21 protein-coding genes are annotated in these 19,366 nt (G+C 74.5%); 12 read left to right on the forward strand and 9 right to left on the reverse strand.

The genetic code is table 11. The annotated features are described in order from the left end of the window. Nucleotides 1–199: 199 nt before the first annotated feature. Nucleotides 200–862, forward strand: coding sequence for a potassium channel family protein (locus ACQEVB_RS29115; RefSeq protein WP_432977995.1), 663 nt, complete (start codon nt 200–202; stop codon nt 860–862). Between the two features lie 2 nt (nt 863–864). Beyond that, nucleotides 865–1,524, forward strand: a complete 660-nt coding sequence (locus ACQEVB_RS29120; protein WP_432977998.1) for a potassium channel family protein — start codon at nt 865–867, stop codon at nt 1,522–1,524. Between the two features lie 4 nt (nt 1,525–1,528). On the opposite strand, the gene ACQEVB_RS29125 is transcribed toward ACQEVB_RS29120, so the two are convergent. Together ACQEVB_RS29125 and ACQEVB_RS29130 are read right to left on the reverse strand one after the other, a co-directional pair. Continuing rightward, nucleotides 1,529–2,173: a DUF3159 domain-containing protein gene (locus ACQEVB_RS29125; RefSeq protein WP_432978001.1), complete on the reverse strand. Its 645-nt coding sequence runs from the start codon at nt 2,171–2,173 to the stop codon at nt 1,529–1,531. A gap of 26 nt (nt 2,174–2,199) precedes the next feature. Then, nucleotides 2,200–2,583, reverse strand: a complete 384-nt coding sequence (locus ACQEVB_RS29130) for an OB-fold nucleic acid binding domain-containing protein (protein WP_432978004.1) — start codon at nt 2,581–2,583, stop codon at nt 2,200–2,202. A 172-nt stretch (nt 2,584–2,755) separates the two neighbouring features. Here ACQEVB_RS29130 and ACQEVB_RS29135 point away from each other — a divergent pair, with 172 nt between their 5' ends. After that, nucleotides 2,756–3,451, forward strand: a complete 696-nt coding sequence (locus tag ACQEVB_RS29135; RefSeq protein WP_432978007.1) for an alpha/beta fold hydrolase — start codon at nt 2,756–2,758, stop codon at nt 3,449–3,451. Between the two features lie 22 nt (nt 3,452–3,473). Here ACQEVB_RS29135 and ACQEVB_RS29140 read toward each other — a convergent pair whose 3' ends face one another. Both ACQEVB_RS29140 and dut read right to left on the reverse strand, forming a co-directional pair. Then, nucleotides 3,474–5,825 carry a DUF3710 domain-containing protein gene (locus ACQEVB_RS29140; protein ID WP_432978010.1) on the reverse strand — a complete coding sequence of 784 codons (2,352 nt, stop codon included), beginning with the start codon at nt 5,823–5,825 and terminating at the stop codon, nt 3,474–3,476. Nucleotides 5,826–5,869: 44 nt separating this feature from the next. Then, a complete protein-coding gene (dut, locus tag ACQEVB_RS29145; RefSeq protein WP_432980638.1) occupies nt 5,870–6,322 on the reverse strand; it encodes a dUTP diphosphatase in 453 nt (150 codons plus the stop codon). A 119-nt stretch (nt 6,323–6,441) separates the two neighbouring features. On the opposite strand from dut, the gene ACQEVB_RS29150 reads away from it, so the two are divergent. After that, nucleotides 6,442–6,921 (forward strand): DUF3093 domain-containing protein, encoded by a 480-nt coding sequence (locus ACQEVB_RS29150; protein ID WP_432978013.1) that lies wholly within the window; start codon nt 6,442–6,444, stop codon nt 6,919–6,921. A 75-nt stretch (nt 6,922–6,996) separates the two neighbouring features. Here the strand turns inward: ACQEVB_RS29150 and ACQEVB_RS29155 are convergent, their stop codons facing one another. After that, nucleotides 6,997–7,299, reverse strand: a complete 303-nt coding sequence (locus ACQEVB_RS29155) for a DUF4193 domain-containing protein (RefSeq protein ID WP_432978016.1) — start codon at nt 7,297–7,299, stop codon at nt 6,997–6,999. Between the two features lie 241 nt (nt 7,300–7,540). Here ACQEVB_RS29155 and ACQEVB_RS29160 point away from each other — a divergent pair, with 241 nt between their 5' ends. Both ACQEVB_RS29160 and cei read left to right on the forward strand, forming a co-directional pair. Then, entirely contained in the window at nt 7,541–8,671 is a 1,131-nt protein-coding gene (locus ACQEVB_RS29160) for a phosphotransferase family protein (RefSeq protein WP_432978019.1), read from the forward strand. Beyond that, nucleotides 8,668–9,345 (forward strand): envelope integrity protein Cei, encoded by a 678-nt coding sequence (gene cei / locus ACQEVB_RS29165; RefSeq protein ID WP_432978022.1) that lies wholly within the window; start codon nt 8,668–8,670, stop codon nt 9,343–9,345. Before ACQEVB_RS29160 ends, cei begins: the two co-directional genes overlap by 4 nt. Here cei and ACQEVB_RS29170 read toward each other — a convergent pair whose 3' ends face one another. Next, nucleotides 9,346–10,218, reverse strand: coding sequence for an inositol monophosphatase family protein (locus tag ACQEVB_RS29170; RefSeq protein ID WP_432978025.1), 873 nt, complete (start codon nt 10,216–10,218; stop codon nt 9,346–9,348). A gap of 250 nt (nt 10,219–10,468) precedes the next feature. Here ACQEVB_RS29170 and ACQEVB_RS29175 point away from each other — a divergent pair, with 250 nt between their 5' ends. Then, the gene (locus ACQEVB_RS29175) at nt 10,469–11,893 is read left to right on the forward strand and encodes an RNA polymerase sigma factor (RefSeq protein ID WP_432978028.1); all 1,425 of its coding nucleotides are present in this window, start codon (nt 10,469–10,471) and stop codon (nt 11,891–11,893) included. Between the two features lie 267 nt (nt 11,894–12,160). Here the strand turns inward: ACQEVB_RS29175 and ACQEVB_RS29180 are convergent, their stop codons facing one another. Both ACQEVB_RS29180 and ACQEVB_RS29185 read right to left on the reverse strand, forming a co-directional pair. Continuing rightward, entirely contained in the window at nt 12,161–13,294 is a 1,134-nt protein-coding gene (locus ACQEVB_RS29180; RefSeq protein WP_432978031.1) for a hypothetical protein, read from the reverse strand. A 68-nt stretch (nt 13,295–13,362) separates the two neighbouring features. Beyond that, a complete protein-coding gene (locus ACQEVB_RS29185; RefSeq protein ID WP_432978034.1) occupies nt 13,363–13,845 on the reverse strand; it encodes a deaminase in 483 nt (160 codons plus the stop codon). Nucleotides 13,846–13,999: 154 nt separating this feature from the next. On the opposite strand from ACQEVB_RS29185, the gene ACQEVB_RS29190 reads away from it, so the two are divergent. Continuing rightward, nucleotides 14,000–14,521, forward strand: a complete 522-nt coding sequence (locus ACQEVB_RS29190; protein WP_432978037.1) for a DUF1707 SHOCT-like domain-containing protein — start codon at nt 14,000–14,002, stop codon at nt 14,519–14,521. Here ACQEVB_RS29190 and ACQEVB_RS29195 read toward each other — a convergent pair whose 3' ends face one another. Beyond that, nucleotides 14,522–15,496 (reverse strand): SDR family NAD(P)-dependent oxidoreductase, encoded by a 975-nt coding sequence (locus tag ACQEVB_RS29195; RefSeq protein ID WP_432978040.1) that lies wholly within the window; start codon nt 15,494–15,496, stop codon nt 14,522–14,524. It abuts the gene before it with no gap. Between the two features lie 119 nt (nt 15,497–15,615). Between ACQEVB_RS29195 and ACQEVB_RS29200 the strand changes: the two genes are divergently transcribed. The 4 genes from ACQEVB_RS29200 to ACQEVB_RS29215 all read left to right on the forward strand — a co-directional run bounded on the left by ACQEVB_RS29200 (nt 15,616) and on the right by ACQEVB_RS29215 (nt 19,349). Further along, entirely contained in the window at nt 15,616–16,227 is a 612-nt protein-coding gene (locus ACQEVB_RS29200) for a TetR/AcrR family transcriptional regulator (protein WP_432978043.1), read from the forward strand. Nucleotide 16,228: 1 nt separating this feature from the next. Next, nucleotides 16,229–16,909, forward strand: coding sequence for an ATP-binding cassette domain-containing protein (locus tag ACQEVB_RS29205; RefSeq protein ID WP_432978046.1), 681 nt, complete (start codon nt 16,229–16,231; stop codon nt 16,907–16,909). After that, nucleotides 16,906–18,885, forward strand: a complete 1,980-nt coding sequence (locus ACQEVB_RS29210) for a YhgE/Pip family protein (RefSeq protein ID WP_432978049.1) — start codon at nt 16,906–16,908, stop codon at nt 18,883–18,885. Before ACQEVB_RS29205 ends, ACQEVB_RS29210 begins: the two co-directional genes overlap by 4 nt. Nucleotides 18,886–19,013: 128 nt before the next feature. Next, a complete protein-coding gene (locus tag ACQEVB_RS29215) occupies nt 19,014–19,349 on the forward strand; it encodes a hypothetical protein (protein WP_432978052.1) in 336 nt (111 codons plus the stop codon). Nucleotides 19,350–19,366 lie beyond the last annotated feature (17 nt).

Below are 19,366 nucleotides of genomic sequence, written 5' to 3' on the forward strand. Positions count from 1 at the left end.
AAAGGGTATGCCGTGGTGGCGCCGGGTGAGCAGGCACCGTGCCCGGCGCGGTCGTGGTGTCCCTGTGAGGCTCACGCACACCGTGGTGTGCTCACGCACAGGTTCGAACGTGTGCGCGAGCACACGGAGGGGTGCGTGGGCGGGGGTTACCGGCACTGCCTACAGCGCTCCGTGACGTCGCGCGATAGCGTTTCCCCTCGTGTACGTCGTGATCATGGGCTGTGGGCGTGTGGGTTCCGCGCTCGCCGGCGGGCTGGAGCGCCTCGGCCACGAGGTCGCGGTCGTCGACAAGGACGCGCAGGCGTTCCGCCGGCTCGGGCCCGACTTCCGCGGCCGCCAGGTGGTCGGCCAGGGTTTCCACCGCGACGTGCTGCTGGAGGCCGGGATCGACCGCGCCGACGCGCTCGCCGCGGTGTCCAACGGCGACAACTCCAACATCATCTCCGCGCGCGTCGCGCGGGAGACGTTCGGCGTCGAGCGGGTCGTCGCGCGCATCTACGACGCCAAGCGCGCCGCGGTCTACGAGCGGCTCGGCATCCCGACCGTCGCCACCGTCCCGTGGAGCACGGACCGGCTGATGCGGATGCTGCTGCCCGACGGGGTGGCGTCGGCGTGGCGGGAGCCGACCGGCACGGTGGCGATCCTCCCGCTGCCCATCCACGAGGAGTGGGTCGGACGGCCGGTCCGCGAGCTCGAGGCGGCCACCGGTTCGCGGGTCGCGTTCATCGTCCGGTTCGGCACCGGGGTGCTGCCCAAGTCCGACACCGCCGTGCAGGCCGAGGACACCGTCTACGTCGCCGCCGTCTCGGGCACGATCGGCGAGGTCACCTCCGCCGCAGCGGCCCCACCGCAGGAGAGCTGAGCATGCGCGTCGCCATCGCCGGGGCCGGCGCGGTCGGCCGGTCCATCGCACTGGAGCTCGTGGAGAACCACCACCAGGTGATGCTCATCGAGCGGGAGCTGTCGCACATCGAGCCGGAGGCCGTCGAGCAGGCCGAGTGGGTGCATGCCGACGCGTGCGAGCTGGCGTCCCTGGAGGAGGCCAGCCTGGAGAGCTGCGACGTCGTCATCGCGGCCACCGGCGACGACAAGGTCAACCTCGTCGTGTCGCTGCTGGCCAAGACCGAGTTCGCGGTCCGCCGGGTGGTGGCCAGGGTGAACGACCCGCGCAACGAGTGGCTGTTCGACGAGAACTGGGGCGTGGACGTGGCCGTGTCCACCCCCCGGCTGCTCGCCGCGCTGGTGGAGGAGGCCGTCGCGGTCGGCGACCTGGTGCGGCTGCTCACCTTCCGGCAGGGTCAGGCCAACCTCGTCGAGGTCACGCTGCCCGCCGACACGCCGCTGGCCGGCAAGCCGGTGCGTGCGCTCGCGCTGCCCGCCGACTCCGCGCTGGTCGTGATCCTGCGCGGCGGGCGGGTCATCGTGCCGCAGTCCGACGACGCGCTGGAGCCGGGCGACGAGCTGCTGTTCGTGGCCACGTCCGCCGTCGAGGAGGACATCCACGCGGCGGTGCTGAAGGGCTGACGGGCTACGCGAGGTGGGTGCGCTGCTGGGCCCGCCGCACTGCCCAGATCGTGCCGAGCAGGGCGAGCCCGAACAGCGGGTAGCCCATCGCCAGGCGGGCGATGCCCAGCCAGGTCTCCTCGTTGGCGTCGTACAGGATCCCCTGCACCACCACGCGCGCCCCGAACACGATCGCCCACAGGCCCGTGGCCAGCATGTACGCGCGGCGCAGCGCGGGATCGTCGCGCCACCCCATGCCCTCGCCGTTGATGCCGTGCCAGACCACCCCCGCGAGTGGCCACCGGACGACGAGCGACACCACGAACGCCAGGAACAGCCCCGCCGACAGCAGCAGGCCGGGCAGGTAGAAGCCCCGGGCCTCGCCCGTGCGGCTCGCGATGAACGCGGCCACGCCGACGCCCAGCAGGCCCGACACGGCCGGCTGGAGCGCCTCCTTGCGCACGAGCCGCCAGACCGTGACGAGCACGGCCGCGCCGATCGACGCGAAGAGCGCCGGCTGCAGACCGGCCACGATGTTGACGACGACGAACACCGCCACCGGGATCGAGGAGGCGATGATCCCAGGGACCCCGCCCATCTGCTCCATGATCGTGGGGAACTCCCGCTCGGGGCGTTCCGGTCGATCGGGCTCGGTGGCGGGGTCGGTCATGGGGCCTTCCGGGGCTGCCGGACCGGTCAGGCCTCGCTCGCCTGACAGATCTCGTAGAACGGGTTGTAGATCACCTTGCGGCCGTCGCGGACGGCCAGGCGCCCCCGGGCCCGCATGGTGCGACCCGGCTCGATGCCCGGGATGCGTCGGCGGCCCATCCAGATCAACGTGACTCCGTCGGTGCCGTCGAACAGCTCGGCCTCGAGCGACGCGTTGGCGTCGGGCGAGCAGAACTCGACGCTGCGGAGCCTACCGAACACCGTGACCTCCTGGCCGCAGGCACACTCGGCGGCGCGCTGCGCCCCCTCGCGTTCGGCGTCCTCGGAGAGGTCGTCGGCGTCGAGTACCTCGACGTCGCTCGTCAGCTTCCGCAACATGCGACGGAAGGTGCCGGCCTCGGTGCCACCCATCTCGCTCCCGGTCCCCTTCGACCCACGGCTGTCACTGAGCCGGGCCTCTATGGTGTCCAGCGTAACTCGGATGAAACGATCCCATGTGACCCTGGATTCCGCAGACCGGAGCGCTGATACCCACACCACCCTTTCGGGCGACGAACGGTCGGTCGACAGCGGTGTACGGGCGGTGCTGCTGCCCGGTTCAGGCTCGGACGACCGGTTCGTCCGATCCGCCTTCGCAGGCCCCTTGAGTGCGTTCGGCATCACAGCCGTGACCCCCGTCCCACGTCCCGGGGCGGCGGTCGTCGACGGTTACCGCGCAGCTCTGGACGCTGCTGCGGCCGAACCGGGCCCCCTGGTCGTCGGCGGGGTGTCCCTCGGTGCGCACGTGGCGACGGCCTGGGCGGTGCGGCACTGCGCGGCGCTCGGCTCGCGGCTGCGCGGGGTGTTCGTGGCCCTGCCCGCGTGGACCGGCCCGGCCGGCGCTGCCCCGGCCGCGCAGGCGGCGCGGGCCACGGCGCAGCTCGTCCGGGAGGCCGGGGTGGCGGGCGCGCTCGCCCAGGCAGCCGCCGGGTCGCCGCCGTGGCTCGCCGACGAGCTCGGGCGGGCCTGGCCCCGCTACGGCCCCGGGTTGGCGCCGGCCCTCGACGCCGCGGCCGTCGAACCGGCGCCCACCGCGGACGAGCTCGCCGGCCTCGACGTGCCCGTCGGGATCGTCGCGCTCGCCGACGACCCCGTGCACCCGCTCGCCGTCGCCCGCCGGTGGTGCGCCGCGCTGCCGCGCGCCGAGCTGGTGATCTCCTCGCTCGCGGCGTTCGGCGCGGACCCTGAGCTGGCCGGCCGGGCGAGCCTGCTGGCCTGGCTGAAGGCCGGCGGGCGCTGACGGGCGCTGATAGGCGCTGACGTCAGCGCTGCCCGTCACCAGGCCGGGTGCGCCGGCTCCGCCGCGGGTCGCTGCCCTCGCGGGCCGCTCGCCGGGCGAGTTCGGCGACGGACAGCCGGCCACCACCCGCGCCGTCGTCAGCGCGGCGCCGACCGCCGCCGGTCTGCCCCGCGCTGTCCGAGCCGTTCACCGGCTCGGGTCCGGTGCCCGGCCAGCCCGTCGTCCAGCCACCGGTCCCCCAGCCGTCAGCGTTGCCGGAGGGCGCGCTCCGCCGGTCGGTTCCCCACGTCCGTGGCGGATCGGCCCGGACCCGGTCCTCATCGCCCCACCGCGGCCGCGGGGCCGACGCGGTCTCCCACGGTCGCGACTGCTGAGTGCGCGGGCTGTCCGGCTCGCCGCGTCGCGTCCGGTGCTGCTGGTCGATCCGGGCGAACAGGTCCGCCGGCTCGATGCGGGCCGGCATCGCCGGAGGGCGCACCTCCGCAGCGGGGGCAGCCGGAGCGCGCTCGGCCCACACGTCCCCGGCGCCGCCGCCGTGCCGGCCCGTCGTACCGGGGCGGGACGCCTCGCCGACGTCGCGAGCAGCCGCGCGCCGCCCGCCGGCGGCCCGGTCCGGTCCGGCCGTCCCCGCGGATCCGAGCGGCTCCTCGGCCCGGCGACGGCGTCCCTCGCGAGGCGGGGCGTGCCCGTTCGTCGGGGCGGGCTCGTCCGCGCGGCGGCTCCGGGCAGCGGTCAGATCGGCCCAGATGCTCCACTCGCCGGGGTCGGCGTCGCTCCCGTGCGACGGTCGCGCCCGGTCACCGGGGAGTTCCGGCGCGGGCTCCGGCGCCCTGGCCGCCTCGCGGGAGCGCCGACGGGCGGTGAACGGGTCGTCCTCGCCGTCCTGCCCGCTGCGGTGCCGCCGGGCCGCCCGCCCGCCCGCAGCGGGCTCGGTCAGGCCGTACCGGTCCCAGAACGACGCAGGTGCGGCGTCGTCGGTCGACGGATCCGCCGGCGCGGGGCGGGCCTGTTCTGCGACGGCCCGGTCGAGCTCCTGGCGGGCCCACTCGGCCCAGTCCTGCACCGGTTCCGGTGCCGGCTCGGCCGGTCGCTCGGCGACGACCGGCTCCCACGCGGACGTGACGCCCGGCTCGTCCAACCACCGTGTGTCCACCGGGGCGGCGGGGTCGAGCGGGTCGATCGGGCGCCGCGCGGTTTCGGCGGGCGGCGGCGTCGCGGCAGGCTCGGGCCCGGTCCGGCGACCCCACCCGAAGTAGGCGTCGATGCCGTCCCCGGGACGCTCCGGTTCCGCGGGCGGCGGAGCGGGCGGGGGCGGCGGAGCAGGCTGTGCGGCGGGCGTGACCGCAGGAAGCCTGGTCGTCGCCGCCGGCTCGTCGGCAAGGGGACGGCGGGGCGGCTCCGGCGGCGGGGGCGGTGCCGGCATCGCGGTGATGAGGATCGGCTCGGTTATCGCCGACGCCACCTCCGCGACCGGGGGCGCCGTGCGACGCCGCGGCGGAACCCGCTGCTCACCGGTCCACTCGGGGGTGCGGGGCCGTCCCGTGCTCTCGTCGACGGGCCACGACGAGGTCGCCAGCCCGTTGCCGCCCGCGACCTGGGTGGCCTCCTCGTCCTCGGGTGGAACGTCGGCGTCGCCGGCGTCGCCGATCCGGCGCACCGGATCCGCCCAGGACGGTTCCTCGACCCGTGCGGGCCGGCGCTGGGCCGGCCGTTCCGGGGCGGGCCGGGCGGGCGGCGGGGCCGCGGCTTCCGGCTCGACCTGGTCGGCCAGCTCCTCCGGCGTGGTCAGCGGCAGGACGGTGCGGACCGGGTACGGCGACTTGCCCCGCACCACGACGGTGCCGCGCAGCATGCGGCGCAGCTCCGCGTCGAGCGTCGGGTTCTCCTCGGAGGGACCGGTCGCGACGCCGTACACCATCCAGCGCGGCCCGTCGACGCCCACGAAGACCGACGTCGCGGCACCCGTGGTGGCGTGCAGCTCACGCCCCCACTCCCCCTTGTACGACCGCACCTTCGCGCCGCCCTCGCGCAGCGACGCGTCGATCTCCTTGGCCAGCTGCGGCCACAGCTTCGACGACTTCGGCGCAGCGAGCGCGCTCACCGACAGCCGTCCGCCGGGCAGCGTGACGTGCACGGCCTGCATGCGGCCGTTCGCGGTGGGCTCGACGGTCACGCGTCCGGTCGGGGGCAGCGGCACCCGCAACGAGCCGAAGTCGAGTACCCCGGGCGCGCTGGAGACGCGCGGATCGGCGTCGTCGACGTCGAACGGGCCGCCTGCGCTCGGGCCGGTGGCGGGCCGGGGCCGGGCCTGGCGGGCTCGCCCGGACCCGGTGCGCTCCACCGGGTGGCGGCCCGTGCGTTCGGCGGTGCGCACGGAACCGCCTGGCGGTGTGGGTGCGCCGTTGCGGCCGGCTGACACTAGGGCGTCACCCCGCCGAGCGCCGCGTGGCCGCCGGTGGAGCCGTGGCCGCCGTCGCCCCGCTCGGACTCCGGCAGGGCGTCGACCTCGACGAACCGCACCTCCTCGACGCGCTGCACGACCAGCTGCGCGATGCGGTCGCCGCGCTGCAGCACCAGCTCGGCGCGCGGGTCGAGGTTGATCAGGCACACCCGGATCTCGCCGCGGTAGCCGGAGTCGACGGTGCCCGGGGCGTTGACGATCGACAGGCCGCTGCGCGCGGCCAGCCCGGACCGGGGGTGCACGAAGCCGGCGTACCCGACGGGCAGGGCGATCGCGATCCCCGTGCCGACCAGCGCCCGCTCCCCGGGACCCAGCACCAGGTCGGTGCTGGTGTGCAGGTCGACTCCCGCGTCGCCGTCGCGGGCGTACGCGGGCACGGGCAGACCGGGATCGAGCCTGGTCAGCAGCACGTCGAGCCGCGCCCGCCCCGGGGCACCCGGAACGGGTGCGGTGAGCGGTGCGGTGGACGGCTCGTGCGGGGGAGCATCGACGGGGCCGGGCACGACGGGCGAGGCTACCCTCGTTCCTCGTGAGCGAGCACCCGAACCAGGCAGCACGTGCGACGTCCGGCGTCTCCGGGCTCGATGAGCGGTTGTCGGTGCCGTTGTGGTGGTACCTGATGGCCGCTGGGCTCGGTGTGCTGCTGGGCGCCGAGATCCACATGGGCTACCCGGGGCTGCGCTCGTGGATCGGGTACGCGACGCTCATCCCGCTGTTCGTGCTGGCGCTGGTGTGGCTGGGTCGCTCGCGGGTGCAGGTGACGGCCGACGAGCTGGTCGTCGGCGAGCGACGCCTGCCCCTGTCGGCGGTCGGCCGGGTCGACGTCGTCGCGAAGGCCGACAAGCAGGAGGCGCTCGGGCCGCAGCTGGACCCGTCGGCGTACCTGCTGCACCGGACGTGGGTGGGCCCCGTCGTCCGGGTGGAGGTGCTCGACGGCGCCGATCCCGCGCCGTACTGGGTGTTCAGCTCGCGCCGACCGGACCAGGTGCTGGCGGCGCTGGGTCGCTGACCGGGTCGGGGCACGACGGAACCCCGGTCCACCGGAGCGGAACGGGGTTCCGTGCGCTATGGCCTCGGGCTGCGCTCAGGCGGCGCAGTCGCGGCAGATGTACTGGTTGCCGTGCGTCTCCGCGAGCCGGCTGCGGTGGTGCACCAGGAAACAGCTGGCGCAGGTGAACTCGTCGGCCTGCTTGGGCAGGACCTTGACGGTCAGCTCCTCACCGGACAGGTCGGCGCCGGGCAGCTCGAAGCTCTCCGCGGTGTCGACCTCGTCGACATCGACCGCAGCGGACTGGGCCTCGGTACGGCGAGCCTTCAGCTCGTCGAGCGAGTCCTCGGCCATGTCGTCGGTCTCGTTGCGCCGCGGCGCGTCGTAGTCGGTCGCCATCGTTCCCACCCTCTGCACTGCATCTTGTTCTGTCGTGCCGCTGGAGAACGTCACGGCACCGTCGTTTGTGCCCGGCATCAGAGTGACGCGGGTCTCACCCGTTTGTGCGCTTCCCCCAGCTCGCGGCTCCCGGCGCAGCGCGATCGGCACCGCCGGGGCCGCAGCAGGGTAGCTCACGGGTCGAGCGGGCCGATCGAGGGACACGCCGCGCGCGCTCCCCGGCCGGTTAGGGTTCGGACCCGTGGCGGTATCCGAGCACGACGTTCCCGAGTCCGCGGCCGTGACGGCCGCTGCCGCGCAGCCGGAGACACCGGGTGCCGACCCGGCTGCCGTCGGCGCCTGGCTGGCCGCCGAGCTGGGCGATCCTGCCTGGCGCGACGCCACGCTGACCCCGATCGGCGCCGGCCGCTCCAACCTCACCTACCGGGTCGTCAGCCCGGCCGGAGCCGTGGTGCTGCGCCGCCCACCCGTGGGCACCGTGGCCGCGACGGCCCACGACATGGGACGTGAGCAGCGCGTCATGTCGGCGCTCGCCGGCACGCCCGTTCCGGTGCCTGCGGTGCTGGCCGCGTCCGCGGGTGGCCCGCCCGTCGATGCGCCGTGCTTCGTCATGGAGCTGGTGGACGGCGTCGTGCCGCTGCACGAACTTCCACCCGGTTGGGCGACCACGGAGGCGGAGCGGGCGAGGATCGGGGCGGCGCTCGTCGACGTGCTGGCCGAGCTCCACGCGGTCGCGCCGGACGCCGTCGGGCTCGGCGACTTCGGCCGGCCGGACGGGTTCATGGCCCGTCAGGTGCGCCGCTGGATGAAGCAGTGGGAGCAGGCCCGTCCGGTGCTGACCGCCGACGACGTCGACGACGCGACGGCGGCTGAGCTCAGCGCGCTCGCGGCGGACCTCGAGGCGAGCGTGCCGGCGGCCCAGCGCGCGGCGATCGTCCACGGTGACTACCGCATCGACAACTGCCTGTTCGCCGCCGACGACCCCGGCCGGATCGCGGCCGTGCTGGACTGGGAACTGTCCACGCTCGGTGACCCGCTGGCCGACCTCGGCCTGCTGCTCGTGTACTGGCGCCAGCAGCACGAGGACCCGGCATGGGCGGCCGCGCAGTACCTGCCGAGCCCGACCCGGCTGGCCGGCTTCCCGACCCGGGCCGAGGTGGCAGCGGCCTACGCGGCGCGGTCCGGGCTCGACCTGACCCCGCTGCCCTGGTACGTCGCCTTCGGCGCGTTCAAGCTGGCCGTCGTGCTCGTCGGCATCCTGGCCAGGGTGCGCGCCGGGATGGTGCCGGCCGCGATGGCGGCCGGTCTCGACGGCAGCGCGGGTCCGCTGGTCGCGCTCGGCCGGCACGTGCTCACCGAGGGTCTGCGGTGAGCGATGTGGGAGTCCGGCCCTACCAGCGACGGCGCAAGGGTCCGATCGCCGTCGTCGTCTCGGTGCTCGCCGTGCTCGCGATCGCCACGTGGACGACCGTGCTGACGACGTCGACGACCGGGTCGGGCCCGGGCGCGTGCCCGACGCCGAAGAACGGGGCACCGGTCGGCGAGGTCCTCCCCTCCGACGCGCTGGACGCGACGGCACCCGTGCCGGCGTCGTCGGTCGCGATGCGCGTGTTCAACGCGGGCGGGCAGCGCGGGCAGGGCCTGCTGGTGGCCGCCCAGCTCAAGGAGTGGGGTTTCACCGAGGCCGCGCCCCCGAACAACGACCCACGGTTCCCCGACGGTGACATGGACTGCGTCGGGCAGCTGCGGTTCGGGGCGTCGGGCGAGGCCGCGGCGAGCACCCTGAGCCTGGTGCTGCCGTGCGTGGAGCTGGTGCGCGACGGTCGGCCCGACGCCTCGGTGGACGTGTCGGTCGGCACCGCCTTCGGCGACCTCAACCCTCGCCGGTTCGCCGCCGGGCTGGCCGTGCTGGAGCAGCTGGCCGATCCGGCGCAGGGCGGCACCGGCGCCACCAACGCCGACCCCGACGCCCAGGGCGCGCAGCCGGCCGGGCCGGCCGCCGCGGATCCGGGGCTGCTGCAGAAGGCGCGCGACGCGCACTGCTGATCAGACGGCGCCCGCGCCGTGGGTGCGGACGAGGTCCGCGAGCTCGTCCGCGATGCCGGGGGTCGCGGCGAAGAGGGCGTCGGCGCCCAGGCCGTCGGACGGTGGCGCGCTGCCGGGCGCGCCCGGGGTGCGGACGACGGCACCGGCCTCGCCGGCGATGAGCGCGGCCGCCGCCCAGTCCCACCAGTTGCAGCCGTGCTCCAGGTACGCGTCGGTCCAGCCGGCGGCGACGGCGCACAGGTCCAGCGCCGCCGACCCGGTGCGCCGCACGTCCCGCACGTGCCCGAGGAGCCCGGCCACCATGCCCGCCTGCCGCAGCCGCCGCTCCGGGCGGTAGGAGAACCCGGTGCCGAGCAGGGACAGCCGCACGTCGGTCTGGCGCGAGACCTGCAGCGCCCGCCCGTCGCACGTCGCGCCGCCGCCCAGTGCGGCGCTCCACAACCGTCCCGACTCCGGCTCGATCACCGCACCGGCGACCGAGCGACCGTCCCGCACCGCCGCCAGCGAGATCGCGTACCAGGGCAGTCCGTAGAGGAAGTTGACGGTGCCGTCGATCGGGTCGACGACCCAGCTGATGCTCGACCCGGCGCGGCCCCCGTGCTCCTCGCCGACCACGTCCTCCCCCGGCCGCAGCGCGGCGAGTCGGGCCCGGACGAGCTCCTCGACCGAGTGGTCGGACGCGGTGACGACGTCGGTGGGGGTGCTCTTGGTGTCGACGCCGTCGCCGGGCGCGGCCTCCCACGGCCGGGGCAGGCCCCGCAGGTGCTCTGCCGCCTCACGTACGACCTGCTCCGCGACGGCCCGCAGCGCGGCCGCGTCCGCAGCACGGTTGCCCGATGTGGTCTCGACGTCGCCGCCGGCTTCCCTGCTCACACCGCCATCCGACCACAGCCGCGGCGGTGCCGGCCCGCCGCCCCGCGCCGCTGGTCGGACGCGCCGGACGGCGAGGCGGGTACGGTCCGGCACCCGCAGTTACAATGGTGCGGTACCCCACTTGGGACCGCCCCGGACGAGGCCCGGAAGGATCATCTTCCGGCAGGCTCTCGCCCACGCGCCGAGTTCGATCGGCTACGGTGGCAGGCCCGGGTTCGAACGGCAGATCAGACAGTAGCGAGAGGGCCTAGTGGCAGCCGCAGACTCCGCAAGCCGGAACGAGGACACCGTCGAGCTGACGGCCGCCCTTCCCGCACGTCGACCCCGCCGGGTGTCGGCGGCCGCGACCTCGACCACCACGGCGAGCAAGGCCGTGCGCGCGCCGGCGAAGAAGGCCGCGCCGAAGGCCAAGGCCGGTGCGAAGAAGGCCGCCGGGCCGGACGGTGACGACGTCGAGGGCGTCGAGCCGGAGATGGACGGCGTGCCGGAGGACGGCGAGCTCGAGGACGTCGAGGTCGACCTCGAGGAGGACCTCGCCGATGCCGACGAGCCGGCCGACGTCGCCGATGACGACGACGAGGACGACGACGACGAGGAGCCCGTCTCCGTCGCGCAGGCCACGGTCACCACGTCGGAGCGCCGGGCCGCCGCGGGATCGCGGTCGACGTCGGCCCCGCAGAAGTCGGGTGACTTCGTCTGGGACGAGGAGGAGTCGGAGGCGCTGCGGCAGGCCCGCAAGGACGCCGAGCTCACCGCCTCCGCCGACTCGGTCCGCGCGTACCTGAAGCAGATCGGCAAGGTCGCGCTGCTCAACGCGGAGGAGGAGGTCGAGCTCGCCAAGCGCATCGAGGCCGGCCTCTACGCCGCCGAGCGCATGCGCCGCTCGATCGAGGCGGGCGAGAAGGTGTCGCCGCAGATGCGCCGCGACCTCAACTGGATCGTGCGCGACGGCGAGCGGGCGAAGAACCACCTGCTCGAGGCGAACCTCCGCCTCGTCGTCTCGCTGGCCAAGCGCTACACCGGCCGCGGCATGGCGTTCCTGGACCTCATCCAGGAGGGCAACCTCGGTCTGATCCGCGCGGTCGAGAAGTTCGACTACACCAAGGGCTACAAGTTCTCCACGTACGCCACGTGGTGGATCCGCCAGGCGATCACCCGCGCGATGGCCGACCAGGCCCGCACCATCCGCATCCCGGTGCACATGGTCGAGGTCATCAACAAGCTCGGCCGCATCCAGCGCGAACTGCTCCAGGACCTCGGGCGCGAACCCACCCCTGAGGAGCTCGCCAAGGAGATGGACATCACCCCGGAGAAGGTGCTGGAGATCCAGCAGTACGCCCGGGAGCCCATCTCGCTCGACCAGACCATCGGCGACGAGGGCGACTCGCAGCTCGGCGACTTCATCGAGGACTCCGAAGCCGTCGTCGCGGTCGACGCCGTGAGCTTCACCCTCCTGCAGGACCAGCTGCAGTCCGTGCTGGCCACCCTGTCGGAGCGCGAGGCCGGCGTCGTGCGGCTGCGGTTCGGCCTCACCGACGGCCAGCCCCGCACCCTCGACGAGATCGGCCAGGTCTACGGCGTCACGCGCGAGCGGATCCGCCAGATCGAGTCGAAGACGATGTCGAAGCTGCGCCACCCGTCGCGGTCCCAGGTGCTGCGCGACTACCTCGACTGACCCCTTCCCGTCCCCGAACGGCCCCGGCCGGCGCTCTCGCCGACCGGGGCCGTTCGGCGTGCGCACCCGGCGCCCGCGAGTCGTGGTTCTCGGTCCCGCGAGTCGCGGGTCTCGGCACGGCGAGATGTGGGTTCGGGTCGCAAGGCGGCGGTCCGGCGTCTCCGTCCCGGCTTCCACATCTCGCCGACCCGATTTCCGCGACTCGCCCACCTGATTTCCGCGACTCGCCGACCTCGTTTCCACGACTCGCGGGGCCGTTCGGGCTGCTCAGGAGCGGGGTGCTGTCGTGCCGCGGTGGCCGTGCCCCTCGGCACCCGCCCCGCACGTCCACGGCGCGAACGCGGCGAGGGGGCGGCCGGGGGCGGACTCGCCGCGGTACACGAGCGGTTCCAGGCGGATCGCCGCGTGCGTCTCGTTCGGCGTGCCGAGCCACAGGTCGATCAGCTGGTAGGCCTGCCCGCGCACGGTGACGACGGTGCGGCCCTGCCCGCCGCACGAGGTCGCGGAGATGGCGCGTCGACCGTGCGGTGGTGCGCCCCACTCCGGGTTCTCGTTGCCGGGCGCGGTCCACTCCCCGTCCAGGGCGGCGGCCGTGGCGTAGCTGGTTGGCGTGCCGGTGCAGTACCCGCAGTTGGGGTCGTTGTACGTCATGATCCACCGGCCGGTGCGGGCGTCGCGGTACGCGCCGGGCGACTCGGTGCGGTCGAGCCCCGCGAGGTGGCGCTGCCCGTCCCCCACGCCCTCCGCCCCGGACGGGCCGAGCCGCTCGGACCGGAGCGTCTGGTCCGCCATCGTGCACAGCATCACCGGTGGCCGGGGGTCGTCGAGGACCAGGGAGAAGTCGCCGTTGCCGGTGCAGTCGTGCATCGGTGGCTTGACGGTCGCCGCGTCCGACGCGCCGCACGGACCGGTCGGGCCGGCGCACTGCAGCACGTAGTAGGCGTTCCCGTGGTCGCGCGCGTAGTCGGCGGGCGCGTTGAACCACAGCAGCCACGCACCGTCGTTCACGCCCCAGCCGGAGCGCTGGATCATGCGCGGGTTGAAGCACCCGAGCCCGGTGTCGCCGCACAGCTCCTGCCAGGTGCGGTCGGCGTACGGGCTGCGCCCGGCCGGCGCGACGATCGGGACGGGCGCCGTCCACGGGCCGGCGAGGCTGCTGGCCCGGGACACCCCGAACCCGCACCACGGCGAGGGCGCACCCCACTGGAAGCCGCAGCCGTACATCGTCCCGTAGAGGTGGAGGACGCCGCCGGACTCGACGATCGTGCCGTCGTGCAGGTCGAGCCCGGAGATCGTCACGCCGGCCGGTGGCGCGGCCGCGGCCGGTGAAGCCGGCACGAGCACGAGTCCCGCAGCGACGACGAGCCCGGCGAGCATCCGCCCGACCCAGCCCGCCCGCATGGGCGCCACCCTCTCAACCCCACGCATCGCGGCGGGCGAGATTCACCCGCCCGATCGGGCACGGCGGGTCAGGAGCGCGGGTCGAGCAGGTGCGCGTTCGGCTCGCGGGCGGCAGCGGCCAGTTCCGGCAGCTCGACGACCTCGACACCGGCGGCGGCGAGCACCGCGATGCCGCGCGCCGACGTGACGAACAGGTCCGGCTCGTGCCAGGCCAGCACTACCCGCGGCACCCCCGCGGCAATGATCAGCTCCGCGCACGTCGCCACCCGCGAGGCCCGCTCGCCGCACGGCTCGAGCGTCGAGTAGACGGTGGCGCCGGCGAGGCGCGGGTCGTCGGCCGCCAGCTTGGCCAGCGCCGACTCCTCGGCGTGCACCTTGTCGTCGGTCTCGCGCGACCAGCCGCGCGAGATCTCGTGCCCGTCCGCGTCGACGATCACCGCACCCACGGCGAACGCCGAGTCGCTCGGCGGGCAGCGGTAGGACAGCTCGATGGCCAGCCGCATCCAACCGACGTCGTCGCGCCCCTCGGCGCCCTCGGCGGCTGTGCGCACGCCGTCACGGTATCGGGGCCTCCGCGCCGGCTCCCGACCACTGCCCTGCTGCCAGGGCCGTCGGTGCGGCGCAGCGCGGGAACGCCGCCGACCGGCGTCCGGGCCGTCGAGGCGCGTGCCGACGTTCCCCGACGCGGCACTAGCATCCGATGCCATGTCCCTCGACGCGCCCGACCGCGCACCCGTCCGTGCAGCCGTCACCGACGAGGACCGGTCACGGGTGGCGGAACTCCTGCAGCGTGCCTGCGGGGACGGCCGCATCGGCCTCGACGAGTTCACCACCCGGGTGGGCGACGTCTGGGAGGCCCAGACCGAGCTGGAGCTGGCCCGCGCAGCCGCCGGGATCACGCCGTCCAGGGCGCGCCTGATCAACTGGTCACCCGCTGCCTGGCTGCGCTCGCTGACGGCGTTCGGCACGAGCATCGTCGACGTCCGGCACGCGGCACCCGAGGGTGTCGTCGAGGTCACCGGCACCTGCGTGTTCGGCGACGTCCGGTTGACGGTGCCGGCCGGGGTGGCGGTGGAGGTGCGCGGCATCTCGCTCTTCGGCACCCAGGAGGTCGCCGTGGCGCCCGCGCCGCGCTTCCCCGACACCCCGGTCGTGCGGGTCGCGGTGCACCTGCTGTTCGGGTCGCTGCGGATCACGCAGCGCACCGCGGAGCCGGCCCGCGACTGACTACCGCCCGGCGAACGCGTCGACGCCGGTCAGCTCGGCGGAGAGCGTCCACAGCCGGGCAGCCTGCTCCGGGTCGATCGCGTACGGCATGACCCCGGAGCCGAGCTCCGTCCGCTCGCCCTCGACCACGGTCGCGACGTCGCAGTCCTCCAGGTACAGCCCGCCCAGCCCGTCGAGCTGCGGGGAGAACGCGGCCCAGGTCTGCGTCGCGGCGCCCTGCTCGGGGGTCTTGAGGGTGAAGGCCGGGTTCGGCGTCCCGTCCGGGAGGATCCAGCCGCGCTCGATCTGCTCCTCGCGCGGGGTGTGCCGCTGCAGCGGGGTGAGGATCCCGCCCGGGTGCAGGGCGAACGCCCGCACGCCGGCGTCGCGGGCGAGTGCGTCGAGGTGGACGGCGAACAGCACGTTCGCGGTCTTCGCCTGGCCGTAGGCGGCCCACTTGTCGTACCCGGTGGTGAAGTGCACGTCGGCCCAGCGGATCGGCGAAGCCTGGTGCCCGCGCGAGGAGACGGCGACGACCCGGCCGCGACCGGCGGCGATGGCCGGCCACAGCCTGTTGACCAGCGCGAAGTGGCCGAGGTGGTTGGTGGCGAACTGGGACTCCCACCCGGGGCCGACCCGGGTCTCCGGGTTGGCCATGATCCCGGCGCTGTTGACGACGGCCCGCAGTGGGCGGTCGGTCGCGAGGAAGCGGTCCGCGAACGCGGCGACGCTGGCCAGGTCACCCAGGTCGAGCTCGTCCACCTCGACGCGCTCGATGCCGTCGAGCGCCTCCTTCGCCTGCGCGGGCCGCCGGGCGGGGACGACGACGTGCGCCCCGGCACCGACGAGCGCGCGGGTGGTCTCCAGGCCGATTCCGGAGTAACCGCCGGTGACGATCGCGGTGGTGCCGCTCAGATCGATGCCGTCGAGGGTCTCCCGAGCGGTTGACGTGACGCCGAACCCCGAACCGATGGGATGTTGAAGATCGTTGCTCACGTGTGACGACGCTAGGCCTTCGAGTGCGCGCGAAGGCAAGCCCCGCAGTGCGTCCGAGTCGGTGTGATCCGGGAGACGCCGGCTTGATCCATACCCAGGGTACTCAATACCTTGGGTATGTGAACGAGCACCATCCGGCCCCGGTCCCCCGGCCGAGCCGCTCCGACGTCCGCCGGCGGTTGCTGGAAGCCGCGAGCGTCGTGTTCCTCGAGGCCGGGTACGCCGACGCCCGGCTCTCCGACGTCGCCCGCGTCGCCGGACTGACCAAAGGCGCCGTGTACTCCAACTTCGACTCCAAGCTGGACCTCTTCGCGGAGGTCGTCCGCGGCCGCACCACCGAGCTGGCCGAGCGCGCCATGGCCGCGATCGCGAGCGGCGAGCCGACGGCGCGGGCGCTCGCCACCCAGCTCGTCACCGAGGCGCCCTGGAGCCTGCTGCTCACCGAGTTCGCGGTGCACGCACTCCGCCATCCCGAGCTGTCGAGCGCGTACGCGCAGGTCCGGCGGGCCCAGCGGGACGCGCTCACGGCCGCGTTCGCGGCGAGCGCCGCCACCGACCCGGTGTTCGCCGCCCGCATCGGCGGCCGTCCCGAGCACGCGGCCGTGCTGGTGCTCGCCGCGGTCAGCGGCCTCGCGCTCGACCGCAACGCCGATCCCGAGGCCGTCGGCGTCGACGAGGTCGCCGGCGCGTTCGCCGTCCTGCTGCCGCCCGCACCCGACGGGAGCAGCTGAGATGCAGTGGGAACTCGACGCGGTCTCCGTCGCCGGCGCGCACGCGCCGCTGCTGCACCCGACGTCGCTCGCACTCTCCAGCGGCCAGGTCCAGCTGGCCGTCGGCCCGGCCGGCGCCGGGCACACCGCGCTCGCGCTCGCCGCGGCCGGCCGGATCAAGCCCAGCTCCGGCCGCGTGCTGATCGACGGGCAGGACGCACCGGCGCAGCTGCGCCGCGCCGTCGCCATCGTCGACGCGCCCGGCGTCAGCGAACCCGACGACGCGCTCCCCCTCGCCACCGTCATCGGTGAGGAGCTCGCGATGGCCCGCCGCAGGGCCGGCCGCGGCGCCGTCCACGCCTGGCTCAGCGAGCGGTCCGCCGGTGATCTGGCCCGCACCCGCTACGAGGAGGTGCCGGCGGCCGTCCGGCTGCGACTGATGGTCGAGCTGGCCGCCGCCCGGCCCGGGGTCCGCGCGCTCGTGCTGACCTCGCCCGATCGCCACGGCATCCCGCCGGCCCTGTGGTGGGACATCGCACTCAACCACGCCGGGCAGGGCCTCGCCGTGCTCGTCACGGCCCAGGAGATCGCGGGCGCACTGCTCGACGCCGCCCCGGCGCTGATCGGCGCGAACCAACCCGGCAGAGCGACGACGGTGCTGGCCGTCGAGCCCGCCCCCGTACCGGAGAGGAACGGATCGTGACCTCGATCCGCATGGCCATCAGCGAGCTGCGCCGCATCACCGCGGGTCGGCTCCCGGCGCTGGCGGTGCTCGCGCTCTGCATGATCCCGCTGCTCTACGGCGGGCTCTACCTGTACGCCAACCACGATCCGTACAGCAAGCTCGACGACGTGCCGGCCGCGCTGGTGGTGGCCGACACGGGCGCCCGGCAGTCCGACAGCACCGTCCGCAACGTGGGGGCGGACGTCGCCAAGGAGCTGCTCGACGGGCACGCGTTCGACTGGCACCAGGTCAGCGCCGCAGAAGCGGCCGACGGGGTGCGCGAGGGGCGCTACACGTTCTCGTTGACGCTGCCCGCCGACTTCACCGAGGCGCTGACGTCCAGCAGCAACTACACGCCCCGGCAGGCGATGCTCGTCCTCACCACGAACGACGCCAACGGCTACCTGGTCCGCACGATCGCCGGCACCCTCACCTCGCGGGTGCACGACTCGGTCGCGAAGCAGGTGGGCACGGAGGCGGCCGACAAGTTCCTCACGGGGTTCGCCACCGTCCACGACAAGCTCAGCGAGGCCGCCGACGGCGCCGGGCAGCTGGCGACCGGAGCCGGCACGGCGCGCAACGGCGCCACGCAGCTCGCGTCCGGCAGCGGGCAGCTCCTCGACGGGCAGCGCAAGCTGCTGGACGGGGCGACCCAGCTGCACACCGGCGCGGTCCAGCTCGCCGAGGGCCTGGACAAGCTGCACGAGGGCACCCGCACCCTCCCGGAGGACTCGGCGAAGCTGGCCGACGGCGCCGAGCAGGTCGCCGCCGGCAACCGGAAGCTCGCCGACGCCGGCGCGAAGGTGGCCGGGGTGTCGCAGGAGATCGCCGACCAGCTCGACTCGGTCGACGACGGCCTGCGCGGCACCCTGGTCGGCCTCGGGCTCTCCGACGCGCAGGTCGAGCAGGGCCTGGCCGCGCTGCACCCGCTGCGGGCGAAGCTGCTCGCCGGCAACGACAAGCTGCAGGAGGTCAACGGGCAGCTCGGGCAGCTCGCCGACGGATCGGAGCAGGTCGCCCAGGGCGCCCGCAAGCTCGCCGACGCCGCACCCGCGCTCGCCGACGGCATCGCCCAGGCCGACGAGGGCGCGCACAAGCTGGCCGACGGCGCCGCGCAGCTGGCGACGGGCGAGAAGGCCGCCGTGGACGGCACCATCGCGCTCAACGACGGTGCCGGCAAGCTCGCCACCGGCGTCGGGCAGCTCGGCGACGGCGCCACCAAGCTCTCCGACGGCCTCCACGCCGGGCTCGGCGACGTGCCGAACCTCGACCCCGCCACGCGCGACGCGACCGCCAGGACCATCGGCGACCCGCTGGCCATCCAGAACACCGCCCAGAACGAGGCCGCCGACTACGGCGCCGGACTGGCCCCGTTCTTCATGACGCTGGCCACCTGGATCGGCGCGTACGTGCTGTTCCTGCTGCTCCAGCCGCTGTCGAGCCGCGCGCTGGCCGCGAACCAGACGCCGCTGCGGGTCGCGCTCGGCGGCTGGCTCCCGGCCGCGCTGCTGGGCATCCTGCAGACCACCGCCCTCTACGCCGTGATCGTGTTCGGGATCGGCATCCACCCGGTGCACCCGGTGCTCACCCTGCTCACGATGTGGCTGGCAGCGGGCTGCTTCACCGCGATCATCCACGCGCTCAACGCCGCCCTCGGTGCGGTCGGCCAGTTCCTCGGGCTCGTGCTGATGGTGCTGCAGCTGGTCAGCTCCGGCGGCACCTTCCCGTGGCAGACCATCCCCGACCCGCTGTACCCGCTGCACTACGCGCTGCCGATGAGCTACGTGATCGACGCGCTGCGGCACCTGATCTACGGCGGGGAGCTCGGACTGGTCGCCGTCGACGTCGGGGTGGTGGTCGCGTGGCTCGCGGTGGCGCTGCTCGTGGCCACCCGGGCGGCGCGGACGCGGCGGGTCTGGACCGCATCCCGGGTCCGTCCCGAGCTGGTCCTGTGACCCGCTCGTGACCCCGCCACCTGCGAGTTCGTGCTGTCCGAACGGTAAGGCAAGCGGATGGCAAGAAGTACGCAAACCTTCCGCCACAACGATGGTTGAGCGTGCACACGACCCGTAGCGTCGTCGGCATGAACCCCGGTTACGCCTCGCTCCGCGACGCCCCGCGCGTCCGGGTCCGCCGCCCCTCCGGCGTCACCCACACCATGGTGGCCCTGTGCGCCTGGGCCGTGGCCGCCGTGGTGACGCTCGCCGTCGCCGGCGAGACGAAGATCGGCCCGGTCGTGTTCACCCTCACCAAGACCCACGGGCTGCACGCGGGCGACGTCGTCGCAGCGGTGCTGATGTCGCTGTTCGCCCTGACCGTCACGATCTGCGTGGTCGTCCACTACTGGGCGGCCAGCCGCCGGGCACGGCGCAGCTACGGCGACCGGCGCTACGACGACAGGTACCGCTACCGGTACTGAACGACTCCGCCGCCACC

Origin of the sequence: Pseudonocardia sp. CA-107938, assembly GCF_050936315.1 — a bacterium.
Lineage (GTDB): Bacteria > Actinomycetota > Actinomycetes > Mycobacteriales > Pseudonocardiaceae > Pseudonocardia.